The sequence below is a fragment of the Litorihabitans aurantiacus genome (assembly GCF_030161595.1).
Classification (GTDB): domain Bacteria; phylum Actinomycetota; class Actinomycetes; order Actinomycetales; family Beutenbergiaceae; genus Litorihabitans; species Litorihabitans aurantiacus.
Window position 1 is genome coordinate 1,126,894 of record NZ_BSUM01000001.1, and the last position, 21,348, is coordinate 1,148,241.

Here is a 21,348-nt window from a genome sequence, read left to right on the forward strand (position 1 = left end):
ACCAGCTCCGAGGACACCGTGACCACGACCGACCAGACGACAGCCGAGCTGACGGCGCTCGCCAGGCGGCTGCGTGCCGCCGCCTCGGCGTACTACGACGGCGTCGAGGAGCTGATGTCCGACGCCGAGTACGACGCCGCGATCGACGCGCTGCGCGCCGGCGTGGCCGCCGACCCGGCCCTGGAGGCCTCGGTCGCCGACCTCCTCACCGCCGTCGCCGCGGGGCAGTCCAAGGGTGGCGACGTCGTCCACCCCTCGCTCATGGGCTCGATGGAGAAGGCCAGGACGCTCGACGAGGTCGCGGCGCTGGTCGCCGCCGTCGCGGGGCCGGTGCTGGTCGAGCCGAAGCTCGACGGCCTCGCGGTGCGCGCCGTCTACCTCGACGGCGAGCTGCGGCTGGTCGCGACGCGCGGCAACGGCAGCACGGGGGAGAACATCACCTCCAAGGTGCGCACCCTCGAGGTCGTCGGCCTCCCGCCGCGACTGGCCGACGCGGCCGTCTCGGTCGAGGTGCGCGGTGAGGTCTTCATGGCCGACGCCGACTTCCCACGGGCGCAGGAGGTCCGGGCCGAGCTCGGTGGGTCCCCCTTCATCAACCAGCGCAACGGCGCCGCCGGCATCCTGCGCAAGGGGGACACGGGCTACGCCCGCCTCCTGCGGTTCGCCGCCTACGACGTCGTCCCGCTGACCACCGAGCAGCGCACCATCGATGACCCCTCCTACGCGCGCCGGCTCCTCACGGCCGGTGAGCTGGGGATCACGACCGCGAACGGGCTCGTCGAGGGACTGGACGCGCTGCCGACCACCGACGGCGACGACGTCGTCGCTCGCGTCGCGCTGCTCGACGCCGAGCGCGACCGCCTCGGCTTCCCGATCGACGGCGCCGTGGTCAAGGCCGACGACGACGCGGACCGCCTGCGCCTCGGGATGGGCTCGCGCGCGCCGAAGTGGGCGGTCGCCTACAAGTACGAGGCGCAGCAGGCCACCACCACGGTCCGCGCCATCACCACCACGGTGGGCCGCACCGGCAGGCTGTCGATCCGCGTCGAGGTCGACCCCGTCTTCGTGGGCGGCACCACCATCACCTACGCCACCGGCCACAACGCCCCCTGGATGCTCGAGCGGGACGTCCGCGAGGGCGACACCGTGGTCATCAAGCGCGCCGGCGACGTCATCCCCTACATCGAGACGGTCGTCGTCGCGGCACGACCGGCCGACTCGGCACCCTGGGTCCCGCCCGAGACGGACCCGAACGGGAACCCCTGGGACAAGAGCACGCTGCTGTGGCGCTCCACCGACCCGACCCTGTCGGTCGGCGGTCTCATCGAGTACGCCGTGACGAGGGACGCGCTCGACGTCGAGGGCATCGGCTCCGAGATCGTGGCGGCGCTCGTTGAGAACGACCACGTGCTGACGGTCGCCGACCTGTTCACCCTGTCCGAGGAGACGCTCACCGCGCTGCCGCTGTCGGAGAACCGCACCCTCGGGAGCAAGAACGCGGCCAAGATCGTCCGGGAGATCGAGCGCGCCCGCAGCGCACCCTGGAACCGGGTCATCACCTCGCTCGGGATGCGCATGACGGGTCGCACGACGTCGCGCCGTCTCGCCGCGGCCTTCCCGACGCGGGAACGACTGGTCGCGGCGACGGTCGCGGAGCTCGCCGACGTCGACGGCATCGGTCCGATAAAGGCCGAGGTCATCCACCAGGGCCTGCACGAGCACGGCGGGGCGGCCGTCCTGGCGGCTCTCGCCGAGCACGGGGTGAACACGGGGAGCGAGCGAGACTCGAACGCGACGGACCTCCCGCTCGCGGGTATGACGATCGTCGTGTCCGGATCCGTGCCCGGCTACACCCGTACGACGGTCGCCGAGATGATCGAGGCGCGCGGCGGCCGTTCGTCGAGCTCCGTCTCGGCGGCTACCAGCCTGCTGGTGTCCGAACCGTCGACGTCGGCGAAGTACGTCAAGGCGGGCAAGCTCGGCGTGCGCATCGTCACCCCGCAGGAGTTCCTCGAGCTCGCGGGGGCCTGAACCCCCGGCTCCGCAGCCTCCCCGCCGTGCCGGGTTCGCAGCCCTGTGCTGTACCTTGATCTCCTCCTGCGTCAAAACGAGGTTCAAGCGAAGGTTCGATGCCAGCATGATGACGAAGACGACCCCGCTCCGGCCGCGAACCTCGTCGACACCGTCCGTACGTCCGAGGGTCCGCGGGTGGGGACTCGGAGTCGCGCTGACGCTCGCGTTCGTGATGGCTGTCCCGGCGGCTGTCGCGGCTCCGGACCAGGGGGCCGCGCCCGTCCTTGACGGCCCGAACCCCGTCGGCGGGGTGGACCCGAGCACCCCGCCCACGGCGAACCCCACGGACGACCCCACGGGGTCGTCGACCCCCGGTGCTGCCGATCCGACGGCGACGCCCGGGGAACCCGAGGGGACGGGGACGCCGACCGGTGCGGAGCCGACCCCGAGCGACGATGAGCCGGAGCCGGGGCCGACCGAGGACGTGGGGGCCCCGACCCCCGCGCCCGCGGACGGCCCGGTGCAGGCGCCGTCGACAGGAGTGGAGCCGCAGTCCCCGGCCACCGGGCGAGCCGAGGGGTCGCGAGCGAGCGTGACGCAGACCGAGGTACCGGTCCTGCCGCCCGTCCGCGAGGTCCACGAGGCCCTGGGCGGGATGTCGGGGGTGCTGGGTCGGGCGTCCGCACCCTGGCGGCCCGAGCCGCGCGCCGGCGAGTCCGCGACGACCACCGACCGCGGGTTCCAGATGTTCGAGGGTGGCGTCGTCTACACCGGCGGCGCGACGGTCGCCGTCCTGGGCGAGAAGGATCGCGCGCACCGCGCACGCGGAGGCGGTCTCGGGGAGCTCGGCTACCCGCGCGCGTCGTCGCGAACGGAGGCGGGCGCACCGGCGTGGACCTACCAGGTGTTCGAGAACGGGGTCGTGTACGAGTCGCCCGTGGGCCTCGCCGCGGTGGTCGGCGTGTGGAACGAGACCCACCGAGGCCAGGGCGGCGGAACCGGTGCGCTGGGCTACCCCCTCGCACCGGTCGTGGACGAGGGCGCCGCCGGGGCGTTCCAGCGCTTCGAGCGCGGGGTCGTCTACCGCGGGAGCGCCGGGACGTGGCCCGTCGTCGGTGTCGCCGACGAGGTGCACCGTCGTCTCGGCGGTGGGACGGGGTCGCTCGGGTACCCGACGGCGCCGCTGCGGATGCAGAACTCGACCTTCGGCTACCAGACCTTCCGGCACGGCGTCGTCTACACGAGTCCTCGCGGCACCTTCCCGGTCGTCGCCCCCTGGACGCGGCCCACCGATCCTCGGGTGGGGGCACGGGTTCGCTCGGCTACCCCGTCGCCGAGACGGTGCGGCAGGGCGGACCCTTCGGATACCAGATCTTCGAGCGCGGGGTGCTCTACGACGGCCCCGACGGGGTGCACCCGGTGGTAGGGACGTTCGACGCCGAGCACCGGGCGCGCGGCGGTGGCGGTGGCAGCCTCGGATACCCCCTCGGTCCGGTGTCCATGCGCGGGGCGGGCAACCAGTGCCAGTCCTTCGAGCGCGGTCACCTGGTCCGGCTCAGCGACCAGTGGATCGTGTCGCCCCACGGCAGCTGGTTCCTGGCGCCGGCGCTGGCCGAGCTCCGGACCCAGATCAACCAGGCCTTCCCCGGTCGGGACAAGACCACCGACGGGACCGTCGGCGACCTCGCCCACCAGGCGCGGGTCTCCGACCACAACCCCGACCGGACGGCGTGCGGCGTCGTGCGCGCCTTCGACATCGACAAGGACCTGCGGACCGGCGATCCGCAGGTGCTCGCCGAAGCACTGACCAAGGACCCCCGCGTCGCCTACGTCATCTTCCGCTCCCGCATCTACCTGCGGACGGCCGGTGCGTGGCGGCCCTACACGGGCAGCAACCCGCACGACAGCCACATCCACGTGAGCCTGCGGCACGGGGTCGCCTACGACCACGCCGTCGGCAGCTGGGCGCTGAGCTAGCCGAGATGCGGCGCCCAGCAGCAGGGCTGCCGACCGGTCCACGCGGCGCGAGCGGGCAAGATGGAGGCATGGCTTCTCCCGCGACCGTCCACCTCGACCCGAGCAACCCGTTCGCCGAGCCCTCGACGCTCGACTACGCGCTCCCGCCGCTGCCGCAGATCCGCCACGAGCACTTCCGCCCCGCGATCGACGCGGGTCTCGCGCAGCAGCGCGCGGAGTGGGAGGCGATCGCGACGAACGATGAACCGGCGACGTTCGTCAACACGGTCGAGGCGCTCGAGCGCTCCGGCGCGCTGCTGCGGCGCGCGCTGCACGTCTTCTACGTCTACACCTCCTCGATCGGTGGGGACGAGCTCGACGCGATCGCGGCCGACGTCGCCCCCCTGCTCGCCGCCCACGGTGACGCGTTCCTGCTCGACCCCCGGCTCTTCGCCCGCTACGAGACGATCGCCGCCGGCGACGAGGATCTCGATGGCGAGTCCGCCCACCTGCTCGAGCGCCTCCTCGCCGACGCCCGCCGCGCCGGCGTCGCGCTGGGGCAGCACGAGCAGACGCGCCTGCGGGCGCTGAACGCCGAGCTCACGAGCCTCGAGACCCGCTTCGGCCAGCAGGTCGTCGCGGGCATGAAGCACGCCGCCGTCGCCGTCGACGACACCGCTCTCCTCGCGGGGCTGTCCGACGGCGACCGCGCCGCCCTCGCGCAGTCGGCGGCCGACCGCGGCAGCGACGCGAGCCACCTCGTCACCCTCATCCTCCCCACCTCCCAGCCGATCCTCGTGGACGCGTCCAGCCCCGAGCTCCGCGCCCGGGTGCAGGAGGCCTCCACCAGCCGCGGCACCGGTGTCGACCCCGACTCCGACACCCGCGCGACGATCCTCGAGCTCGCAGCGAAGCGCGCCGAACGCGCGCAGCTCCTCGGCTTCCCGCACCACGCCGCCTACGTGGCGGCCGACGGGACGGCAGGGACGAGCGAGGCGGTCATGGGCATGCTGAACCAGCTCGCGCCCGCGGCGGCCCGCAACGCCCGCGCCGAGGCGGCCGAGCTCGAGGCTGAGCTGCCCGACGGCGTCGCCCTCACCTCCGCCGACTGGCGCCACTACGCCGAGAAGGTGCGAAGCGCTCGCTACGACGTCGACATGGCCGCCCTGCGCCCCTACCTCGAGCTCGAGCGCGTCCTCGTGGACGGCGTGTTCTGGACCGCCACCCAGCTCTACGGCATCACGTTCGTCGAGCGCCCCGACCTCCCCGTCTACGCCGACGGGATGCGCACCTGGGAGGTGCTGGACTCCGACGGCACCGGCATCGGTCTCTTCCTCGGCGACTACTGGGCGAGGGAGGGCAAGCGCGGCGGCGCCTGGATGACCAGCTTCGTCGACCAGTCCCACCTGCTGGGGCAGCGTCCCGTCGTCACCAACACGCTGAACGTGCCCCGCCCCCGGCCGGTGAGCCCACGCTGCTCACCTGGGACGAGGTCATCACCACCTTCCACGAGTTCGGGCACGCGCTCCACGGCCTGCTCTCCGACGTCCGGCTGCCGTCGCTGTCCGGCACCTCGGTCCCGCGCGACTTCGTCGAGTACCCCTCGCAGGTCAACGAGATGTGGGCGACGCACCCCGACGTCATCGCGCGCTACGCCCGCCACCACGCGACCGGCGAGCAGCTCGACCTCGCGGTCGTCGCCCGCCTGCGCGAGGCCGCCGGCTACGGCGAGGGCTTCGCCACCGCCGAGTACCTCGGCGCGGCGCTCCTGGACCAGGCCTGGCACCACCTGGCGCCCGACGACGTCCCGACCGATCCCGCCGACGTCGCCGGCTTCGAGCAGCGCGCCCTGGCCGACGCCGGGCTGCTCCTGGAGCTGGTGCCGCCGCGGTACCGCTCGACCTACTTCAACCACACGTTCGGCGGCGGGTACGACGCGGGCTACTACTCCTACATCTGGAGCGAGGTGCTCGACGCCGACACGCAGGCCTGGTTCGAGGAGGGCGAGAACGGCGGGCTCGACGCCTCGCGCGGGCGGCGCTTCCGCGACGTCCTGCTCTCGCGGGGGCACAGCGCACCGCCGCTGTCGTTCTACCGCGAGCTGCGCGGGCGCGACGCCGACATCACGCCCCTCCTCGTCCGCCGGGGCCTGCAGTGAGCGCCGCGGTGCGCGCATCCGACGACGGCGCGGGCACGCCGTCGCTCATGGAGACCGAGGCGGTGCGCATCTGCCGCGAGCTGATCCGCATCGACTCCTCCAACTACGGCGACGGCAGCGGTCCGGGGAGCGCGCCGCCGCGGAGTACGTGATGACCGAGCTGACGGACGTCGGCTACGACCCCGTCATCGTCGAGTCGGAGCCGGGGCGGGCCACGGTGCTGCTGCGCATCGACGGGGAGGACGCCGAGCGGCCCGCCCTCGTGCTGCACGGCCACACCGACGTCGTGCCTGCCGAGGCCAGCGACTGGAAGATGGACCCGTTCGGCGGCGAGGAGATGGACGGCCTCATCTGGGGCCGCGGCGCCGTCGACATGAAGGACATGGACGCGATGATGCTCGCCGTCCTGCGGGAGATGAAGCGCGACGGGCGCCGGCCCCCGCGCGACCTCGCCGTCGCGTTCTTCGCCGACGAGGAGGCCGGGGGCCGGCTCGGCTCGCACTGGGCCGTGGACCACCACCCCGAGTTCTTCGAGGGCGCGTCGCAGGCGATCAGCGAGGTCGGGGGTTTCTCGGTCGACGTCGACGGCCGCCGCGCCTACCTCCTCCAGACCGCGGAGAAGGGGCTCGCGTGGCTGCGGCTGGTGGCCGACGGCACGGCGCAGCACGGCTCCCAGGTGCCGGTCGACAACGCGCTCGTGCGGCTCGCGGGCGCCGTCGCGCGCATCGGCGCCCACGCGTGGCCGCAGGACCTCACGCCCACGGTGCGCTCGCTTCTCGACGGCGTGGCCGACCTCTCGGGCACGACGTGGCACGAGGAGGATCGCGCCTCGATCGACGCGCTGGTGGCCTCCCTGGGCTCGGCGAGCAAGTTCGTCGGGGCGACGCTCTCCACGACCACCAACCCCACGCAGCTCGACGCGGGCTACAAGGCGAACGTGGTGCCGTCGCAGGCGAGTGCCGTCGTCGACCTCCGCTTCCTCCCGGGGCGCGAGGACGAGGCCATGGCGACGCTGCGCGAGCTCGCGGGGGAGGGCGTGCGGATCGAGCCGGTCACGACCGACATCGGGCTCGAGGCCCCGTTCGCGGGCGACCTGGTCGACGCGATGATCGCGTCCATCGACGCCGAGGACCCCGGGGCGCGGGTGCTGCCGTACATGCTCTCGGGCGGCACGGACAACAAGGCGCTGTCGCTGCTGGGGATCGAGGGCTACGGGTTCGCTCCGCTGCGCCTCCCGCCGGAGCTCGACTTCGCCGGCATGTTCCACGGCGTCGACGAGCGGGTCCCGGTCGACGCGGTGCAGTTCGGCGCGCGCGTGCTCGACCGCCTGCTGCGCACCTGCTGACGGACCACCGCGGGGCCGTCGTCGGGCGGCCCCGCGGCGGCGAGACTCAGAGGGTCGAGGTCACGCGCAGAACCTTGCGGCGCAGCCAGATCTTGCGCGTCCCACCGATGTAGAGCCGCGAGCGGGCGAGCTCCCAGCGCCCGTACTCGGCCTCGTCGGTCAGGAGCTGGCGGACGTCGCCGCGCGAGGCGGTGCGCGGCAGGGTCAGGACGCGGAACTCGTAGCTCCCGCGGCTCGCGGTGGGGGTGCTCACCAGGTCTCTCACGCTCCCTCGGCACGGGTATCGGCTGTGCCATTGTGCCCCAGCCGGGATATCGTGGCGGCATGGCCACGGACCCGCGCGCTGCCCTCGATCGCCTCGTCGCAGCCTTCGAGGCTCACCTCGAGGCGGCACGCTCCAGCCGCGATCCCGAGGCGCACACGGTGCTCGATGCGGCCGGCACCCTGGCTGACGCGTTCGACACCTACGACGACGCGCTGTTCACGGCCTTCGGGGTCGACACGCCGTTCGACGTCTACGACGAGGACGACGACGACTTCGACGACGAGGACGACCTCGACGACGAGGACTGACGTCCGTCCCGGAAGTACTCCGCGGTCTCCCAGAGGTACCTCGCGAAGCCCCAGAAGTACCTCGCGGTCTCCCGCAAGTACCTCGCGGTCTCCCGCAAGTACCTCGCGGACGGGTCAGCGGCGTTCGGGGTAACCCAGCACGGGCGCCGTGACCTCGTCGAGCACCGCGCGGATCTCCTCCGGCAGCTTCCCCTCCTCGCCCGCGACGTGGTCGGCCACCGTCTCGAGCTGCGCCGCCGTCCTCGGGCCGATGATCGCGGCCGTCTTCCCCGGGGCGTCGCGCGCCCACGCCAGCGCGACCTCCGCGCAGCTGCACCCCAGCCCCTCGGCCGCCGTCGCGACCGCCTCCACGACGCGGGCCGCGGCGTCGGTCAGGTAGGGCTCGACGAAACCGCGCAGGTGCGCCGACGCCGCGCGAGAGTCCGCAGGGCGGGCGCGGCGGTAGCGCCCCGTCAGCACGCCCCGTCCCAGGCTCGACCAGCCGATCACCCCCAGCCCGAGCGCGGCGGCCGCGGGCATCACCTCGCGCTCCGGCCCGCGCTCGAGCAGCGAGTGCTCGACCTGCGTCGCGGCGAGCGGCAGCCCGGCGCCGGCGGCGAGGGTGGCGAGCTGCGCCGTCGCCCACCCCGAGTAGTTGGAGACGCCGACGTACCGCGCCCGGCCGCTCCGCACCGCGATCTCGAGCGCGGAGAGCGTCTCGGCGGCGGGGGTGACGTCGTCGGGCACCTGGACCTGCCACAGGTCGAGCCGGTCCGTGCGCAGCCGGGCGAGGCTCGCGTCGAGGTCGTCGAGCAGCGCGCCCCGCCCCGCGCTGCGGCGCATGCCGTCCGCCGTGCGCCGCACGCCGGACTTCCCGCTCAGCACGACGGCGTCACGCACCCCCAGGTCGGCCACCAGCGCGCCCAGGGTCTCCTCGGCGGCGCCGTCGCCGTAGGAGCCGGCGGTGTCCACGAGTGACCCGCCCGCGTCGAGGAAGGTCTCCAGCAGCGCGCGGGCCTCGTGCTCGTCGGTGTCGCGCCCCCACGTCATCGTCCCCAGCCCGACGGGGGAGGTGGTGAGACCGCTCGTTCCGGACCGGCGAGGCTGCATCGCCTCAGGGTACGTGCCCGTCTACGCTGGCCCGGTGACGTGGTGGGAAGCAATCGTGCTCGGTGTCGTCCAGGGCCTGACGGAGTTCCTCCCGGTCTCCTCCAGCGCCCACCTGCGGGTGGTCGGGGCGCTGATGCTCGACGGCCAGGACGTCGGGGCGACGTTCACGGCCATCACGCAGATCGGCACGGAGCTGGCCGTCCTCATCTACTTCCGGCACACGATCGTGCAGGTCGTGCGCCGGTGGTGGGCCACGCTGCCCGAGATCCGCGCCGGCGGCCGCTGGCACAACCCGCTCCGACTGGCCGATCCGGACGCGCGGATGGCGTGGCTGATCGTGGTGGGTTCGATCCCGATCGTCGTCCTGGGCGTGCTGTTCCAGGAGGCCATCGAGGGGGCGCTGCGCGATCTGCGCTTCACGGTGTTCACGCTCGCGTTCTTCGCGCTGCTGCTCTGGGCCGCCGACCGGTGGGGGCGACAGGTCAAGGACCTCAGGGTCCTCAACGGCCGCGACGGCATCGCCTACGGGTTCGCCCAGGCGATGGCGCTCATCCCGGGCGTCTCGCGCTCGGGCGGCACGATCACGGCCGGTCTCGCGATGGGCTACTCCCGCGAGGCCGCGGCGCGGTACTCCTTCCTGCTCGCGATCCCGGCGGTGCTCGGCTCGGGCGGCTACCAGCTCGCGAAGGCGATCGGCGGCCACAGCGACGGCGGGATCGCCGTCGGGGCCGGGGCGACGTTCCTCGCGACGGCGGCGGCCTTCGTCGTCGGGTTCGCGGTCATCATCGGGTTCCTGAAGATCGTCTCCAGCCGCGGCTACCTGCCGTTCGTGGTCTACCGTCTCGGCCTGGCCGGGGTGCTCGCGATCCTGCTGGCGACCGGGGTCCTCAGTCCCACGGTCTGACGGGTCACAGCCAGCCGGAGCGACGGAAGAGCCGCTGCAGCAGCAGCACGAGACCGGCCATGAACGCCAGCACCGCGGGGTAGCCCCAGTGCCAGTCGAGCTCCGGCATGTAGCGGAAGTTCATGCCGTAGATGCCGGCGACGGCGGTCGGGACCGCCGCGAGCGCGGCGTAGGCGGAGATCTTGCGCATGTCGGAGTTCTGCCGCACCTGCGTCAGCGTCAGCTGCGCCGTGAGCATGTCGCCCAGCAGGCGGTCGTCGCCCTCGAGCGCCTCCAGCACGCGCCGGAAACCCTGCTCGAGCCGCTCGAGGTGGTCCACGACGCCGGGGCCCAGGTCGGGTGCGGCGTCGGTGACCAGGGCGAGCCGCGTCACGACCGGCAGCAGGTGGCGCCGGGAGTCCGCGATCACCCGCTTGAGGCGGTAGAGGCGTTCGACGTCGACGTCGCCCCCGCCGGCCGAGAACACGACCCCCTCCCACCGGGCGGTCCGCTCCGAGACGGCGTCGCTCAGCTCGCCCGCCTGCTCGAGCGCGAGGACCAGCAGGGTCCGGGCCACCACCGCACCGCCGCGTCGGCGCCCCGATGGGAGGGACCGCAGCCGCTCGTCGAGCGCGTCGAGGGCGGCGGCGTCGCTGGTGGCGGTCACGCTCGTCGGGCCGACCACCACGAGCGTCACCGTGGTGGCGCGCACCACGTCCTCCTCCTCGCCGAGCTGCAGGAGCGGCACCCGCAGCGCGACGGCGTCGTCCGGGAGCGAGGCCGCGGGGCGGTGCGCCAGCGCCGCCTCGGTCACGCGACGCAGGGACGCCGCCGGTGCCTCGGCGTCGTGGTCGGGCGACACGCCGGCGTCGTCGCCCGTGTCCTCGCCGAGGGCGCGCCCGACGGCGTCCGGCCACGCCCCGCGCTCGCTCGGGAGGGCCACGGGCACCCAGCGCTGCGTCGCGGCCGCCCAGGCACCCGGATCGTCCTGCTCGCGCGCGAGCATCTCGCCCTGCGCCGTCACCCGCCGCTGCGTCGTCACGCCCCCATCGTCGTCGGTAAACTCCTGGGGTGCATTCCTGGCGTTCTCCCGAGATTCCCGTGCTGCCCGCAGACCCGTCGGTGCGAGGCTCGGCGGACCGTCCCGAGGGCACCACGGTCGTGGCGTTCGACTCGGCGACCCGGCAGCGCCGGGCCGTCGGCGGCCCCCGTCGCGCGAGCCTCTACGTGTGCGGCATCACGCCCTACGACGCCACCCACCTCGGCCACGCGGCGACCTACGTCACCTACGACCTGCTCGTGCGCGCCTGGCGCGACGCGGGCCTGGCGGTCACCTACGCCCAGAACGTCACCGACGTCGACGACCCGCTGCTCGAGCGCGCGCGGGCGACGGGCGTGGACTGGCGCGAGCTCGCGGCCGGGCAGACCGACCTGTTCCGCGCGGACATGGAGGCGCTGCGGGTGATCGCACCCGACCACTACCTCGGCGCGGTCGAGACGGTGCCCGACGTGGTGCGCGCCGTCGAGCGCCTGCTCGCGGACGGCGCCGCCTACCGGGTGGGACCGGGGGAGGACGGGCAGGGCGACGGCGACGTGTACGCCGACCTCGCGGCCGACCCCCGGTTCGGGCTCGAGCCGATGGGCGACGCCCGGGACGACGCGGGCCGCGTCGCGGAGTTCGCCGCCATGGGGGGCGACCCCGACCGAGCGGGCAAGCGGTCCCCGCTCGACCCGCTGCTGTGGCGCGTCGCGCGCCCCGACGACCCCTCCTGGCCCGGCGGCGACCTCGGGGCCGGTCGGCCGGGGTGGCACGTGGAGTGCGCCACGATCGCCGCGATGACGCTCGGGGCACCCGTGGACGTGCAGGGCGGCGGACGCGACCTGCGGTTCCCGCACCACGAGATGTCCACCAGCCACCTGCGGATGATCTCCGGCGACGCGCGGCCCGTGACGGCGCAGGTGCACGCGGGCCTGCTCGCCTTCGACGGCGAGAAGATGAGCAAGTCCCGCGGGAACCTCGTCCTGGTCTCCCGCCTGCGCGAGCGCGGGATCGAGCCGATGGCCATCCGGCTCGTGCTGCTCGCGCACCGCTACTCCGACTCGTGGGAGTTCCACGAGGTCGAGCTCGACGACGCCGCGGCCCGGCTCGCGGCGTGGTGCGCGGCGGTCGCGGGGGCCGAGCGCGCCGAGGCGTCGGAGGCGACCCACGCCGTCGTCACCAGGATCCGCGCCGCGCTCGCGGACGATCTCGACGCACCCACGGCACTGGCTGAGCTGGACGCCTGGGCGGCGTCGGCCCCGGGCGAGGGCGGCGCGCTGGTGCGCGACGCCGTCGACGCCCTGCTCGGCGTCGCCCTCTGACGAGGCCCGCCTGACGGCGGGGCGTCAGCGCGCGGGGCCGCCGTCGCGGCCGTGGCCGGGGTCGCGCCGCCGCAGGTACTGCTCGAACTCGCGCGCGATCGCCTCGCCGCTGGCCTCGGGCAGGTCGGCCGTGTCCTTGGCCTCCTCGAGCTGGCGCACGTACTCCGAGATCTCCGGATCCTCCTCGGCCAGCTCGTCCACGCCGCGCTGCCAGGCGCGCGCGTCCTCGAGCAGCTCACCCATCGGCAGCGGCTCGCCCACGACCTCCTCCAGCGCAGCGAGCAGCGCCAGGGTCGCCTTGGGGGAGGGCGGTTGCGCGACGTAGTGCGGCACGGCGGCCCACACCGACAGCGTCCGCATCCCCTCCTCGCGCGCGGCGTGGCCGAGCACCGAGATGATCCCGGCCGGCCCGGAGTACTCCGAGGCGTCGATGCCGAGCATCGCCTGCAGGACCGGGTCGTCACTGGTGCTCTGGACGGGGATGGGTCGCGTGTGCGGGACGTCGGCCAGCAGCGCGCCGACGCCGACGAAGGTGGCGGGACCGCGTTCGCCCACGACGGCGAGGATCTCGCGGCAGTACTGCCGCCAGCGCATGGACGGCTCGATGCCCTGCACGAGCAGGACGGTGCGGCCCGTCACGGGCGACGTCGTGACGGAGACCGTCGTGGCGGGCCAGGTGAGCTCGCGCGTGCGCGGGCCGTCCTCGGGCGAGTCGGGGCGGTCGGAGCGGTCCGAGCCGTCCGTGCCGGGGCCCGCGTCGCCGTCGCCGTCCTCATCACCTCCCCGGCCCACCGGCGGCCCGACGACGGGCCGGTTGACCTGGAAGTCGTAGAAGTCCTCGGGGTCCAGCGCGGCGATCTCGGTGGCGCCCCAGGCGGTCGCGATCTGGGCGATCGCCTCGCTCGCGGCGCTGCCGGCGTCGTTCCAGCCCTCGAAGGCGGCGAGCACGAGCGTGGGTTGCGAGTCCGTCACCCGCCCAGCCTACGCAGGCGGTCCCGTCCGAGCGACGGACGCGCACGGGCCAGCGCACGTGTGCGGGTGCGGCTGAGAGGATGGGCGGGCGCGCCGCGGTGGCGCGCGGACGAGGAGAACCGTGACGCACGAACCGCCGCAGGCGATCCTGTGGGATCTGGACGGCACGCTGGTCGACACCGAACCCCTGTGGATCGAGGCCGAGCACGAGCTCGTCGCCGCGCACGGGGGACCTGGACCCACGAGGACGCCCTCAGTCTCGTGGGGAAGGCGCTGCCCGACAGCGCCGAGATCCTCGTGGGTCGCGGCGTCGATCTCACGCCCGCGCAGGTCGTCGAGCACCTGGTGGGCGTGGTCAACGCTCGGGTGGCCGAGGTGGGGCCGGACTGGCGACCGGGGGCCCGCGAGCTCGTGGCCGACGTCGCTGCCGCCGGCGTCCCGCAGGCGATCGTCACGATGTCCTACCGCGTGCAGGCGGAGCTCATCGCGTCGCTCCTGCCGCCCGGAGCCATCCACGTGGTGGTGGCCGGGGACATGGTGACCCGCGGCAAGCCGGATCCCGAGGCGTACCTGACGGCGGCGGACCTGCTCGGGGTCGACATCACCCGCTGCATCGCGGTCGAGGACTCCGCCACGGGATCCGCCGCGGCCGTCGCCTCGGGGGCGGCCACGGTCGTCGTGCCCCACATGCTCGAGCTGCCCGCCAGCGAGCGCTACGCGCGCACCGAGACCCTCCTGGGACTCGGCCTGGCCGACCTCGTGGCGCTGACCGGTCCGCTGGACGCGGCGCGGGAGCGGACGGGCGCGTGAGGCGGTGGCGCCTGGGGACGGTGGGCGGCTCACCCGTCTACCTGGCGCCGAGCTGGCTGCTCGTGGCGGCCGTCCTGACCGTGATCTTCCTGCCCACGGTCCGCAGGGTGGCACCCGACCTGGGGTTCGCGGCCGCCGTCGGCGCCTCCGCGACCTTCCCCGTGCTGCTGTTCGCCTCCGTCCTGGCGCACGAGCTGGCGCACGGCGCCGCGGCGCGGGCGATCGGTGCCCGCGTGCGCGAGTACGTGCTGACGTTCTGGGGCGGCCACACGAGCTTCGACGCCGAGCTGCGCACCCCCGGGGCGAGCGCGTTCGTCTCGGCCGCCGGCCCGGCGGCCAACCTCCTGCTCGCCGGACTCGGGTGGCTCGCGCTGCAGGCGATCCCGCTCGGGCTCGTGGCCGTCGTGGTGGCGTCGCTCACGTGGGCGAACGTCGTCGTGGCGGCCTTCAACCTCCTGCCGGGCAACCCGCTGGACGGCGGGCGGATCCTCGAGGCGCTGCTCTGGCGCGTCACCGGCGACCGGGACCGCGCCACGATCGGGGCGGGCTGGGTGGGGCGCGCCATCGCCGTCGTGATCGCGCTGGTGGTCCTGCTCCCGCCGCTGCTGCGCGGGGAGCGGCCCGTCCTCACGACCGCGGTCTGGGGCCTGCTCGTCGCGGGGCTGGTGTGGAGCGGGGCGAGCCGCTCGATCGCCGTCGGGCGGGCGCGGCGCAGCGCCGCCGGCTTCGACCTGCGGCCGATGCTGCGCGCGGCGGTCGCGCTGGACGCGGCGACGCCGATCGAGGCGCTGCCCGACGTCCTGCGCGCGGCGGCGGTGCCCGACGGCGCGGCGCCGCCCGACGTCGTGCTGCTCGACCCCGCCGGAGCACCGGTCGCGCTGCTGGACCCCGAGGCGGTCCGTGGCGTCCCGCCGCACCTGCGCGCGGGCACCCCCGTCGGTGCGGCCGCACGCGGTCTGCCGCCCGAGGCGGTCCTGACCGCCGTGACGGGCGCCGACGCCCTGGCCGCGCTGGCCCGGGGGATCGAGGCGGGCGGCGTCGTCGTCGTGCTCGTGGCGCCGGGCGTCGTCGCGACGACCACGCGCGCGGCCGTGCTCGCCGCGCTGGCACCGGGTGGTCGTTAGGCTGGTGAGAGTGACCGCTCAACCCCCTCGTGCACCGTCCACCGACGAGCTCGCCGGCCGACCCGCCGACGCACCCACCGGTGCCGCCGCCCGGCGCGGACCGTTCCGCGAGGGCGACCGGGTGCAGATCACCGACCCGCGCGGCAAGCCATCCACCATCACGCTCCGCCTCGACGGCTCGTTCCAGACCCACCGGGGCTACTTCCGCCACACCGAGCTGATCGGGGCGAGCGAGGGCACGATCGTGGAGACGTCGGGGGTGTCGCCTACCTCGCGCTGCGGCCCCTGCTGTCCGATCACGTGCTCTCGATGCCGCGCGGCGCCGCCGTCATCTACCCCAAGGACGCGGCCCAGATCGTCTCGATGGCCGACGTCTACCCGGGCGCCCGGGTCGTGGAGGCCGGGGTGGGCTCGGGGGCGCTGACGATGTCGCTGCTGCGCGCCGTCGGCGACCACGGGTCCCTGCTCTCGGTCGAGCGCCGCGACGACTTCGCGGCGATCGCGACCGGGAACGTGGAGGCCTTCTTCGGCGGGACGCACCCGGCGTGGGAGCTCGCGGTGGGCGACCTCGCGGACGTCCTGCCGACGGCGCGCGCCGCCGGCGCCGTCGACCGGGTGGTGCTCGACATGCTGGCGCCGTGGGAGAACATCGACGCCGTCGCGACAGCCCTCGCGCCCGGTGGGGTCGTGCTCGCCTACGTCGCCACGACGACGCAGCTGTCGCGGTTCGCCGAGGACCTCAAGGCCGACGGCCGGTTCACCGAGCCGCTGGCGTCCGAGACGATGCTGCGCGAGTGGCACCTCGAGGGCCTCGCGGTGCGCCCGTCGCACCGGATGGTGGCCCACACCGGATTCCTCGTCACGAGCCGCCGGATGGCCGACGGCGTGGCCGCGCCGCTGCGCCGTCGTCGCCCCGCGAAGTCGACGCAGACGGAGGACGCCGCGGAGCTCGAGGCCCTCGCGCGCGACGCCGCCCGCGTGCAGATCGGCGAGGACTGGACCCCCGAGGACCTCGGGGAGCGCGGCGTCACGCCGAAGAAGGCGCGCCGCGCCGGACGGCACGCCGGCGCGATCCGCGACGCGGCCGTGCACGAGGGTGAGGGTGACGGCGTGGAGGAGCAGGCATGAGCACCCCCGACGACGCCCGCCGCGAGGCGGCCTCCCTGGCCCAGAAGAACGAGCGCCTCACGGCCGTGCTGGTGCGGGCGCGCCAGGAGCTGGCCGAGCTGCGCGACCAGGTCGAGCAGCTCACCCGACCGCCCGCGACCTACGCCGCCTTCCTCGCCGCGCACGAGGACGGCACGGCCGACATCGTCTCCGCCGGCCGGAAGATGCGGGTGCCGGTCTCGCCCGCCGTCGACCTCGGCGCGCTCGGCCCCGGGCAGGAGGTCCAGCTCAGCGAGACCATGGCGCTCGTGTCCGCCGGGGAGTTCGAGCGCGTCGGTGAGGTCGTCACCGTCAAGGAGCTGCTCGGTGCGGACCGCGCGCTGGTCGTGGGACGCGGCGACGAGGAGCGGGTGGTGCGCCTGTCGGGGCAGCTGCTCGAGGCCGGTGTCCGCGTCGGCGACGCGCTGACGATCGACTCGCGCAGCGGTTTCGTGCACGAACGCGTGCCGCGCTCGGAGGTCGAGGAGCTCGTTCTCGAGGAGCTGCCCGACGTCGAGTTCGAGGACATCGGTGGCCTCGCCGACCAGATCGAGGCGATCCGCGACGCCGTCGAGCTCCCGTTCGGCCACCCCGAGCTGTTCCGCGAGCACGGGCTCACGCCGCCCAAGGGTCTCCTGCTGTACGGCCCCCGGGGTGCGGCAAGACACTCATCGCGAAGGCCGTGGCGGCGTCGCTCGCACGGACGGTGGGCGACGCCGCGGGGCAGGACGCCGTGCGCAGCTCGTTCCTCAACGTCAAGGGGCCGGAGCTGCTGAACAAGTTCGTCGGCGAGACCGAGCGTCACATCCGGCTGATCTTCGCCCGGGCGCGCGAGCGGGCCGAGCAGGGCGTGCCCGTGGTCGTGTTCTTCGACGAGATGGAGTCGCTGTTCCGCACGCGAGGCACGGGCATCTCCTCCGACACCGAGACCACGATCGTCCCGCAGCTGCTGGCGGAGATCGACGGCGTCGAGCGCCTCGACAACGTCATCGTCATCGGCGCCTCGAACCGCGAGGACATGATCGACCCCGCGATCCTGCGGCCCGGCCGCCTGGACGTGAAGATCAAGGTCGAGCGGCCCGACGCCGAGGCCGCGCGCGACATCTTCCCCAAGTATCTTCGGGCCGGCCTACCCCTGCACCCCGACGACCTCGCCGAGCACGACGGCGACGCCGCGCGGACGGTCGCCGCCATGATCGACGCGGCGGTCGAGTCGATGTACGCCGTCGGCCGCGAGAACGAGTTCCTCGAGGTCACCTACGCCAGCGGCGACCGCGAGGTGCTCCACTTCAAGGACTTCGCCTCCGGGGCCATGATCCGCAACGTCGTCGACCGCGCCAAGAAGGCCGCGATCAAGTCGTTCCTGGCCGGCGAGCCGCGTGGGATCTCCCTGACCCACCTGCTGGCGGCGGTCCGGGCGGAGTTCCACGAGAACGAGGACCTGCCGAACACCTCCAACCCCGACGACTGGGCGCGCGTGTCCGGCCGCAAGGGCGAGCGGATCGTCTTCATCCGCACGATCGTGGCGCCGAAGGGGGCCGCGGCGGCGGCCTCGGGTCCGGTCGCCCGGTCGGTCGAGACCACGGCGGACCCGGGGCAGTACCTGTAGGTCCCGTCCCGTCGCGAGGTCCGGCCGTCCCGTCCCGAGGTCTGGCGGCGGGACCGCGGCGGGCCTGCCGGCGTCGTCGCAGGTCAGCGGCTCGTTCTGATCCCGGACGACGCGGCGCACCTCACGACGGCACCGGGGCACCTCACGACGGGACACCGTCCGCCCGGTGGTCCGCCGACAGTGTCGGGCGGTCGGACCTTTCCGTCGGGCGGTCTGACTGCGTCGTCGGGCGGTTTGACGGTGCCGTCGGGCGGTCGGCTGAACTCCTCGGGCGGTTTCAGCGACGTTCGCCGGCGCCGCCGTGGGCATCGCCGCAGGTCACAGCCCCTCGCCGCTCCGACGGGGTGCCGTCGAACAGCCCGACGGCTTCGTCAAACCGCCCGAAGCGAGTTCTGGACCGCCCCACGAGGCGGCCGGACCGCCCGGGGCGACCACCGGACCGCCCGATCGGGAGTGCCGCGGCGAGCTGGCCGGACCGATCGACCGCCCAGCCGGCCGCCCGCCGGGGCGGGTCGACCGCTCAACCGCCCGGCCGAGCCGGGGCGGGCGGACCGGCGTCGGGTGTCCGCACGGACCGTAGGGTGGAGCGGTGCGCGTGATGGGGATCGAGACCGAGTACGGCGTCCTGGGCACGGGTGGCGCAGGGGGTGGCCGGGACAACCCGATGGCGCTGTCGGCGCTGGTCGTGGCCGCCTACGCGCAGTCGCTGCCCGAGCCGCCGCGCGCACGGTGGAGCTACGAGAGCGAGGACCCGCTGGCCGACGCCCGCGGGTGGCGGATCGACCGGTCCCGCGCGCACCCGAGCCAGCTCACCGACGAGCCCGGCCGGGAGGGATCGCCCCCGGGTCGGAGCACACCGACCACGCCGCGGCGGCGGCACCGACCCGCCGCCGTCGCGCCACCCACCCGGTGCGCGAGGACGCCGCCGCGACCAACGTGCTGCTCACGAACGGGGCGCGGCTCTACGTCGACCACGCGCACCCCGAGTACTCCAGCCCGGAGGTGCTCACCGCCCGCGACGCGGCGGTGTGGGACCGCGCGGGGGAGCACGTGATGCTCGCGGCGGTCCGCACGCTCGCGGCCTCGCCCCACACCCCGGACGTCGCGCTGTACAAGAACAACGTCGACGGCAAGGGCGCGAGCTACGGCACCCACGAGAACTACCTCGTGGACCGGGCGGTGCCCTTCGGCGACATCGTCGACTACCTGACGGCGTTCCTCGTCACGCGCACGGTGATGGTCGGCTCCGGACGCGTCGGACTCGGTCCGGCGGGGGACACCCCCGGGTACCAGCTGTCCCAGCGGGCCGACTACATGGAGGCGGAGGTCGGCCTCGAGACGACCCTGCGCCGCCCGATCATCAACACGCGCGACGAGCCGCACGCCGACGCGTCGCGGTTCCGGCGCCTGCACGTCATCATCGGCGACGCGAACTGCTTCGAGACCGCCACCCACCTCAAGCTGGGCACGACCTCGCTCGTGCTGGCGGTGCTCGAGGCCGCGGCGCGCGAGGACTCCGGCGTCGAGGTCCCGTTCGCCTGGGAGGCGCTGCACCTCGCCGACCCGGTCGCGGCCGTGGCGGAGGTCAGCCGTGACCTCACCCTGAGCGCCCGGCTCGACGTGGCGGGGGAGGGGACCGCGCTCACCGCGCTCGAGATCCAGCGGCACTACGCGGCCGGGGTGCGCGAGGCGATCGGGGACGCCCTCGACCCCGACGACGCGGCGGTCCTGGTGGCCTGGGAGCGGACGCTCGACCTCCTCGAGCACGATCACGACGCCGCCGCGCGCGAGGTCGAGTGGCTCGCCAAGCTGCGCGTCCTGGAGGGCGTGAAGGAGCGCCACGGCCTGGGCTGGGACCACGCGAAGCTCGCCGCGATCGACCTGCAGTGGTCCGACGTGCGCCCCGAGCGCGGCATCTGCGCCCGCCTGCGGGCGGCCGGCGGCGTGGCCGAGATCGTCCCGGCCGACGAGGCCGAGCGGGCCGTGCACGAGCCTCCGACCGACACGCGCGCGTGGTTCCGCGGCGAGGCGCTGCGCCGGTACGGCGACGCCGTGGCCGCGGCCGGGTGGGACGGCGTCGTGCTCGACGTCGCGAGCCAGCCCTCGCTCGTCCGCGTGCCGATGCCCGATCCGCGCCGGGGCACGCGCGCGCTGATGGGCGAGCTCCTCGATCGCCACCCCACGGCCGACACCCTGGTGGCGGAGCTGCTCGCCCCGCCCGCGCCGCCCGTCCAGACCCCGCACGCATAGGATCGGACCGAGACACGAGGAGGACACCGTGACGTCCCAGCACTTCAGCAGCCACCGCCCCGGCGAGGGCGACGACGACGCCCCCGCCCCCGTCCCCACCGCCCCCGCGGCCTCCACGAACGCGGTCGACGACCTCCTCGACGAGATCGACGACGTGCTCGAGACCAACGCCGAGTCCTTCGTGCGCGGATTCGTCCAGAAGGGCGGCCAGTGACCCTCGGTCCCCGCCTGCCCGCCTCCTACCTCGCGCCCGGCACGTCCTCCTTCGTGGACTTCGTCGGCGACGTCGCCCCCGAGCTCCTCGCCGCGCGGCAGCAGCACGCGCGCCCGGGCGAGGCCGACCTCGAGCAGGCGCACGCCACGACGATCGTCGCGCTGACCCATCCCGGTGGCGTCGTGATGGCGGGCGACCGCCGAGCGACGTCGGGCACCTACATCGCGCACCGCGAGATCGAGAAGGTCTTCGCCGCGGACGAGGCCTCCGTCATCGGCATCGCCGGGGCGGCCGGCATCGGGCTGGACCTCGTGCGCCTCTTCCAGCTCGAGCTCGAGCACTACGAGAAGCTCGAGGGCACGCCCCTCTCGCTCGAGGGCAAGGCCAACCGGCTCGCGCGCCTCGTGCGCGCCAACCTCCCCTGGCGACACAGGGTCTGGTCGCGGTTCCGCTGTTCGGCGGGGTCGACGGCGCAGCGACCGCCAGCACCGACGGCGCGCACCCGGCCGGACCCGGCCGCCTCTACTCCTACGACGTCGTCGGCGGCCGGTACACGGAGCGGAACCACCACTGCATCGGGTCGGGCGCCGTGTTCGCGCGCGGCAGCCTGAAGAACCTGTGGCGACCCGGTCTCACCGAGACCGAGGCCGTCGAGGTCGCGGTCGCCGCGCTGCTCGACGCCGCCGACGACGACTCCGCCACCGGCGGGGTCGACCTCGTCCGCGGGATCCTGCCCGTCGTCGCCGTGGTCGACGCCTCCGGCTACCGCCGCGTGCCGCACGAGGAGCTCGCCGGCCACGTCGAGAGCGTGCTCGCGCTGCGCGCCCGGACGCAGGGGGACGCTC

At 74.4% G+C, this 21,348-nt stretch carries 14 protein-coding genes and 6 pseudogenes; 16 read left to right on the forward strand and 4 right to left on the reverse strand.

The window, feature by feature from the left end:
• The first annotated feature begins 18 nt into the window (after positions 1-18).
• The 5 genes and pseudogenes from ligA (at position 19) to QQK22_RS05280 (ending at position 7,472) form a co-directional block, all read left to right on the forward strand.
• Positions 19-2,031 (forward strand): NAD-dependent DNA ligase LigA, encoded by a 2,013-nt coding sequence (ligA, locus tag QQK22_RS05260; RefSeq protein ID WP_284249942.1) that lies wholly within the window; start codon positions 19-21, stop codon positions 2,029-2,031.
• Positions 2,032-2,605: 574 nt separating this feature from the next.
• Positions 2,606-3,439, forward strand: coding sequence for an LGFP repeat-containing protein (locus tag QQK22_RS05265; protein ID WP_284249943.1), 834 nt, complete (start codon positions 2,606-2,608; stop codon positions 3,437-3,439).
• Positions 3,400-3,990, forward strand: coding sequence for a hypothetical protein (locus tag QQK22_RS05270; protein ID WP_284249944.1), 591 nt, complete (start codon positions 3,400-3,402; stop codon positions 3,988-3,990). The genes QQK22_RS05265 and QQK22_RS05270 overlap by 40 nt, the downstream gene beginning before the upstream one ends.
• Before the next feature lie 623 nt (positions 3,991-4,613).
• A pseudogene (locus QQK22_RS05275) lies at positions 4,614-6,127 on the forward strand (M3 family metallopeptidase).
• 47 nt (positions 6,128-6,174) lie between these two features.
• Positions 6,175-7,472, forward strand: a pseudogene (locus QQK22_RS05280) (M20/M25/M40 family metallo-hydrolase).
• A gap of 46 nt (positions 7,473-7,518) precedes the next feature.
• Here QQK22_RS05280 and QQK22_RS05285 read toward each other — a convergent pair.
• Complete coding sequence (locus QQK22_RS05285; RefSeq protein WP_284249946.1) at positions 7,519-7,725, reverse strand: DUF5703 family protein; 207 nt, start codon at positions 7,723-7,725, stop codon at positions 7,519-7,521.
• 71 nt (positions 7,726-7,796) lie between these two features.
• Between QQK22_RS05285 and QQK22_RS05290 the strand changes: the two genes are divergently transcribed.
• Complete coding sequence (locus QQK22_RS05290) at positions 7,797-8,045, forward strand: DNA primase (protein WP_284249948.1); 249 nt, start codon at positions 7,797-7,799, stop codon at positions 8,043-8,045.
• A gap of 114 nt (positions 8,046-8,159) precedes the next feature.
• On the opposite strand, the gene QQK22_RS05295 is transcribed toward QQK22_RS05290, so the two are convergent.
• Positions 8,160-9,134 carry an aldo/keto reductase gene (locus QQK22_RS05295; protein WP_284249949.1) on the reverse strand — a complete coding sequence of 325 codons (975 nt, stop codon included), beginning with the start codon at positions 9,132-9,134 and terminating at the stop codon, positions 8,160-8,162.
• Between the two features lie 34 nt (positions 9,135-9,168).
• Between QQK22_RS05295 and QQK22_RS05300 the strand changes: the two genes are divergently transcribed.
• Entirely contained in the window at positions 9,169-10,038 is an 870-nt protein-coding gene (locus QQK22_RS05300; protein ID WP_284249951.1) for an undecaprenyl-diphosphate phosphatase, read from the forward strand.
• Positions 10,039-10,042: 4 nt separating this feature from the next.
• Here the strand turns inward: QQK22_RS05300 and QQK22_RS05305 are convergent, their stop codons facing one another.
• Complete coding sequence (locus tag QQK22_RS05305) at positions 10,043-11,059, reverse strand: CorA family divalent cation transporter (RefSeq protein WP_284249953.1); 1,017 nt, start codon at positions 11,057-11,059, stop codon at positions 10,043-10,045.
• Between the two features lie 29 nt (positions 11,060-11,088).
• On the opposite strand from QQK22_RS05305, the gene mshC reads away from it, so the two are divergent.
• A complete protein-coding gene (mshC, locus tag QQK22_RS05310) occupies positions 11,089-12,378 on the forward strand; it encodes a cysteine--1-D-myo-inosityl 2-amino-2-deoxy-alpha-D-glucopyranoside ligase (protein WP_284249954.1) in 1,290 nt (429 codons plus the stop codon).
• A 24-nt stretch (positions 12,379-12,402) separates the two neighbouring features.
• Here the strand turns inward: mshC and QQK22_RS05315 are convergent, their stop codons facing one another.
• A complete protein-coding gene (locus QQK22_RS05315; RefSeq protein WP_284249956.1) occupies positions 12,403-13,350 on the reverse strand; it encodes a PAC2 family protein in 948 nt (315 codons plus the stop codon).
• Positions 13,351-13,611: 261 nt separating this feature from the next.
• Between QQK22_RS05315 and QQK22_RS05320 the strand changes: the two genes are divergently transcribed.
• The 8 genes and pseudogenes from QQK22_RS05320 to prcB all read left to right on the forward strand — a co-directional run.
• On the forward strand, positions 13,612-14,160 hold the full coding sequence (locus QQK22_RS05320; RefSeq protein WP_284249958.1) for an HAD family hydrolase: 549 nt from the start codon (positions 13,612-13,614) through the stop codon (positions 14,158-14,160).
• Positions 14,157-15,284: a site-2 protease family protein gene (locus QQK22_RS05325; protein ID WP_284249960.1), complete on the forward strand. Its 1,128-nt coding sequence runs from the start codon at positions 14,157-14,159 to the stop codon at positions 15,282-15,284. Before QQK22_RS05320 ends, QQK22_RS05325 begins: the two co-directional genes overlap by 4 nt.
• A gap of 10 nt (positions 15,285-15,294) precedes the next feature.
• Positions 15,295-16,412, forward strand: a pseudogene (locus QQK22_RS05330) (tRNA (adenine-N1)-methyltransferase).
• A pseudogene (gene arc, locus QQK22_RS05335) lies at positions 16,409-18,039 on the forward strand (proteasome ATPase). The pseudogenes QQK22_RS05330 and arc overlap by 4 nt, the downstream one beginning before the upstream one ends.
• Positions 18,040-18,637: 598 nt before the next feature.
• A pseudogene (locus QQK22_RS05340) lies at positions 18,638-18,721 on the forward strand (hypothetical protein); the annotation flags it as partial.
• Positions 18,722-18,948: 227 nt separating this feature from the next.
• Positions 18,949-20,289 (forward strand): depupylase/deamidase Dop, encoded by a 1,341-nt coding sequence (dop, locus tag QQK22_RS05345; RefSeq protein WP_284249961.1) that lies wholly within the window; start codon positions 18,949-18,951, stop codon positions 20,287-20,289.
• Between the two features lie 28 nt (positions 20,290-20,317).
• Positions 20,318-20,503, forward strand: a complete 186-nt coding sequence (locus QQK22_RS05350) for a ubiquitin-like protein Pup (protein WP_284249962.1) — start codon at positions 20,318-20,320, stop codon at positions 20,501-20,503.
• Positions 20,500-21,347: pseudogene (gene prcB, locus QQK22_RS05355) on the forward strand (proteasome subunit beta); the annotation flags it as partial. The gene QQK22_RS05350 and the pseudogene prcB, both read left to right, overlap by 4 nt.
• Position 21,348: the final 1 nt, after the last annotated feature.